Consider the following 4,222-nt stretch of genomic DNA (forward strand, 5'->3'; position numbering starts at 1 on the left):
ATAGCATACTAACAGTGGCTTTTGTTAAGTATTGTTAAGTTTCGTTAAGTTTTGTTTGGAATTGTCATGATTTGTTCAATTAAGCAGGCAGTTTTCACATTAAATTCATAAATTTCACGGATTGTTCATTCGTGAGCAAGGAAGTTTATTGTACTATAGGAATAGAAGAAAATATTGCAGAGTAAGGAAAGGGGATCTATATGTCAAAGCTTCTATATATTACGGCAAATCCAAAGAATGATATAAAACTTTCAAAAGGGATGCAAATCGGGGAAGTATTTTTAGAGGAGTTCAAAAAGGAACAGCCAGATGTGGAAATTGAACATATGCACTTATATAGCATGGATATCCCTGAGATAGACATGGATTTATTATACGCACGTGCCAAATTATCATTTATGGGCTATACAAAAGAGCAACTTTCCGAAGATGAGCGGACCAAACTTGAAAAAATGCATGCACTTGCAGACCGGTTTATAGATGCAGATTTCTATGTATTCGTCACCCCAATCTGGAACCTTGGTGCACCAGCCATATTGAAATCCTTCATGGNNCCGGGAAAACATTTACTTACTCTGAACATGGGGCAGAGGGTCTCCTTACTGGCAGAAAGGCGATTCACATTCAAACGCGCGGAGGCATATATTCCATTGGAAAAATGGTCGATTTTGAAATGGGCGATCGTTATTTAAGCAAAGCACTTGAATTCCTTGGCTTTGATTTAATGGAAACCATTTATGCGGAAGGAATGGATCATTTTCCAAAACAAATTCCTGAAATTATGGCAAAAGCGAAAGAACAAGCAGCAGCAGCGGCCAGAGAAATGGCAAAATTTCCTGTTTCATTATAAAAAAAAGCGGCTCGAGTGGGATCGAGCCGCTTTTTCGCTGCCATTTTTGAAAAATTATACTTCTATTTGCTAAAATCCCTTTTTTATTTGCGTATTAACTTTTCATGCCTGAACAACTCTTAAAATTTACCTGTAAATTGGAAAAATAGTACGAGTACCCCTAATGCCCATACATAAATGGCAAATGGTTTTAATGAGTGATTCTTTAAGTACCCAATCATCCACTTAACCGCAACATATCCAAACACGGCAGAGGCGGCAATCCCGACGAGCAATGCCGATAGGGATATTTCTTCCCCTTGACCTTCAAGTAAATCCTTCGTTTGCAAGACAATCGCACCTACAATCGCGGGAGTAGATAATAAGAAGGAAAAATAAGCAGCCGTTTCACGGTCTAATTTTCGCCAAAGTGCCGCAACGATCGTCATCCCTGAACGAGAAATCGCTGGCATAATTGCGACGGCCTGGAAAGTACCAATAATGAGGGCATCCTTATAACTAATATCATCCATTTTTTTATATCCATTTTTTACGGAATCAGCAATCCACAAGAAAATACCCGTAATTAAAAACTCCCAGCCAATCGTCACCCCGGTTTTCGAAATTTCATCAATGTAATCTTTAAACGCAAGTCCAAAGATTACAGCTGGGATCGTCCCAACGATCAACAAAAAGGTTAACTTGCTAAACGGATTTTTAATGATTTTAATAAATTCATCCTTGTAAAAAACAAAAACAGCCAGCAATGTTCCGACATGAAGCATGGTGTCCAGCATAAGCCCGGCTTCCTGAAGTCCGAATAAATTTCTTCCTAAATAAAGATGGCCTGTACTGCTAATCGGTAAGAATTCCGTTAACCCTTGAATAATCCCAAGAATGAATGCTTCTAATTTTGTTAACATAATTACCCTCACAATCTAAAGAAATGATAAGCCTGTACCTTTAATAGATATGCTAAAATTAGCTATTTCATGAAATTCTCCTCTATTTTAGGATTTAATTACCAACTAGGTCAATGAAAATATCAGTGGAATAAACAAAATTAGTGCAATTGGAAGGCGTTCTCCCATAAAATAGAAGTATACTGGTTCGAGAGGAGAAACGCATTTGGAAAATTCACATCTACATTTTAATACGTCGATCGGTGTTCAAAAGCCTGAGAATATACGAAACAAAGACCAAGCCTGTCCATTTTGCGAAAGAGATCAACTGACCAACCTCATCGCTGTAGACGAACCGATTATTCTTTTGAAAAATAAATATCCTGTTTTAGAACATACCTTTCAAACGGTATTAATTGAAACGGATGATTGTCATGGTGAATTATCCATTTACTCAAAAGAGCATTTACATAAATTGATGAGGTTTGGAATCAAACATTGGTTAGATATGGAGGCAACCGGCTGCTATCAATCGGTGATTTTTTTCAAAAATCACGGGCCATTGTCCGGAGGCACGCTCTCCCATCCGCATATGCAAATTATCGGCCTGGATGATATTGATTATAAAGAAAAGGTAACGCATGAAATGTTTGAAGGGATTGTGATTGCCGAGGAGGAGGGGGTCCGGTTTACCTTGTCGACTAAGCCGCGCGTGGGCTTTTATGAGTTCAATGTTGAAATGGATGATTCCGGTTACCAGGAACGGTTCTCCGATTATCTACAAACGGCTGTTCATTATATCCTGAACAACTTTCCATTTAAAGCAACGAGCTACAATCTGTTTTTTCATCATATCGAAAATAAAATCTATGCCAAGGTGGTGTCACGATTTGTGACCACTCCGTTATATATTGGCTACGGAATTCCACAGGTGCCAAGTAATCTTGAATGGATGGCAGGAGAGCTGCAGCGGATTTATTTTAAAGAATAGGACTTTCTTATGTAATTTAATCCATTCTCGGTTTAGAAGTTGTGATTTGGTGATATTAAAAATATAATGAAGGAATGTAGTATTTCTTAGTAAGGTGGAACCTATATGACTTCAAATGCGAACAAAACTTCAAAACTAGATTATAATCTTGTTTTTATTTTAATATTACTGTTTCTAGCCAGCTGTTTAGCGATTTACAGTGCCCAGGCGAGCGGCCAATACAAGGAGAACTTCTTAATTAAGCAGATTTTTTGGTATGCGGTTGGCAGTGGGATTATTACTGGTGTTATGACCCTTGATTCGGACCAATTACGGAAGCTAACCTGGTATGCATATGGGTTTGGACTGCTGATGCTTGGATTTTTAATTGTAGCGCCGGAGAGTATTGCGCCTGTCATTAATGGGGCGAAAAACTGGTTTAAAATTCCTGGTGTGGGAACTATTCAGCCATCCGAGTTTGTTAAAATCTTCATTATACTTGCTCTTGCACGCGTAATTGAAGATCATCATCAAAAGAACCAGATTAAGACGATGCAAACTGATTTCTGGCTGTTAGTGAAGATCGGGATTGTCACAATGATCCCATTAGGACTTATCATCAAGCAGGACTTAGGGACAGCGCTAGTGTTTCTTGCTATTATGCTCGGAATGATTTTTATTTCAGGGATCTCGTGGAAGCTTTTGACTCCGCTATTTACCGCTGGGATTGCACTTGTTGGGACGATTTTTTATTTTGTATTATGGAAACCTGATTTACTTGAAAAGTACCTTGGCGTAGGCGAATACCAGCTCCGCCGGATTTACTCATGGCTTGATCCCTATAGCTACCAAGGGTCGGACGCCTATCAGTTGACCAAATCCCTGCTTGCAATCGGCTCAGGGCAGACGGGTGGTAAAGGTTTTGGCAACCGGGAAGTCTATTTACCAGAAAGCCAGACCGACTTTATTTTCAGTGTGGTCGGCGAAGAATATGGCTTCATTGGGGCAAGTGTATTAATCAGTTTGTTCTTCTTATTGGTTTATCATATAACCAAGGTCGGAATGGAAACAAAGAATAATTTTTATACGTATATTTGTGTCGGGGTCATCAGTATGATTACCTTCCACGTCTTCCAAAATATCGGAATGACGATTGGCGTGCTGCCGATTACAGGTATTCCATTACCGTTTATCAGCTATGGTGGTAGTGCCTTGATGGGGAACATGTTCGGGCTCGGTTTAATCTTTTCAATTCGTTATCATTATAAAAAATACATGTTTTCGACAACGGCATAAAAGTTGGAAAAAAGAGCGACGTATCGGTTGCTCTTTTTTTGTGTGCTTGAAATGGGTGGTTGGCGGAATCCCGGACTAGTTTATGCGGAATGATCCAGAAAATCGGCAAAATCTCAATCGGTCTAGCGTGCCAAATCTAAGTTTTAAAGCGATTCAATCAGGTTTGGCGGAATCAATCAAAGATTCGGCGGAATCCCGGATTAGTTTGGCGGAATAATTGATCGA

Annotated in this window: 4 protein-coding genes and 1 pseudogene; 4 read left to right on the forward strand and 1 reads right to left on the reverse strand. The window is 39.3% G+C overall.

What is annotated here, in order from left to right; translation table 11 throughout:
• Nucleotides 1-260: 260 nt before the first annotated feature.
• Together V7659_RS31005 and V7659_RS31010 are read left to right on the forward strand one after the other, a co-directional pair.
• Nucleotides 261-491 (forward strand): annotated as a pseudogene (locus V7659_RS31005) (FMN-dependent NADH-azoreductase); the annotation flags it as partial.
• Nucleotides 492-541: 50 nt separating this feature from the next.
• A complete protein-coding gene (locus V7659_RS31010) occupies nucleotides 542-850 on the forward strand; it encodes an NAD(P)H-dependent oxidoreductase (protein WP_335543838.1) in 309 nt (102 codons plus the stop codon).
• Nucleotides 851-969: 119 nt separating this feature from the next.
• Here V7659_RS31010 and V7659_RS31015 read toward each other — a convergent pair whose 3' ends face one another.
• The gene (locus V7659_RS31015; protein ID WP_144554696.1) at nucleotides 970-1,752 is read right to left on the reverse strand and encodes an undecaprenyl-diphosphate phosphatase; all 783 of its coding nucleotides are present in this window, start codon (nucleotides 1,750-1,752) and stop codon (nucleotides 970-972) included.
• Nucleotides 1,753-1,957: 205 nt separating this feature from the next.
• Between V7659_RS31015 and V7659_RS31020 the strand changes: the two genes are divergently transcribed.
• Both V7659_RS31020 and V7659_RS31025 read left to right on the forward strand, forming a co-directional pair.
• Nucleotides 1,958-2,722 carry a DUF4931 domain-containing protein gene (locus V7659_RS31020; protein ID WP_335543836.1) on the forward strand — a complete coding sequence of 255 codons (765 nt, stop codon included), beginning with the start codon at nucleotides 1,958-1,960 and terminating at the stop codon, nucleotides 2,720-2,722.
• Between the two features lie 105 nt (nucleotides 2,723-2,827).
• Nucleotides 2,828-3,997 (forward strand): FtsW/RodA/SpoVE family cell cycle protein, encoded by a 1,170-nt coding sequence (locus tag V7659_RS31025; RefSeq protein WP_335543837.1) that lies wholly within the window; start codon nucleotides 2,828-2,830, stop codon nucleotides 3,995-3,997.
• Nucleotides 3,998-4,222: the final 225 nt, after the last annotated feature.

The sequence above is a fragment of the Neobacillus drentensis genome (genome assembly GCF_036966985.1).
Classification (GTDB): domain Bacteria; phylum Bacillota; class Bacilli; order Bacillales; family Cytobacillaceae; genus Neobacillus; species Neobacillus drentensis_E.

Bases quoted from the DNA above. Each gene is read 5' to 3' on its own strand.
- V7659_RS31025 (WP_335543837.1), top strand. From the start codon at position 2,828: ATGACTTCAAATGCGAACAAAACTTCAAAACTAGATTATAATCTTGTT.
- V7659_RS31015 (WP_144554696.1), bottom strand. From the start codon at position 1,752: ATGTTAACAAAATTAGAAGCATTCATTCTTGGGATTATTCAAGGGTTA.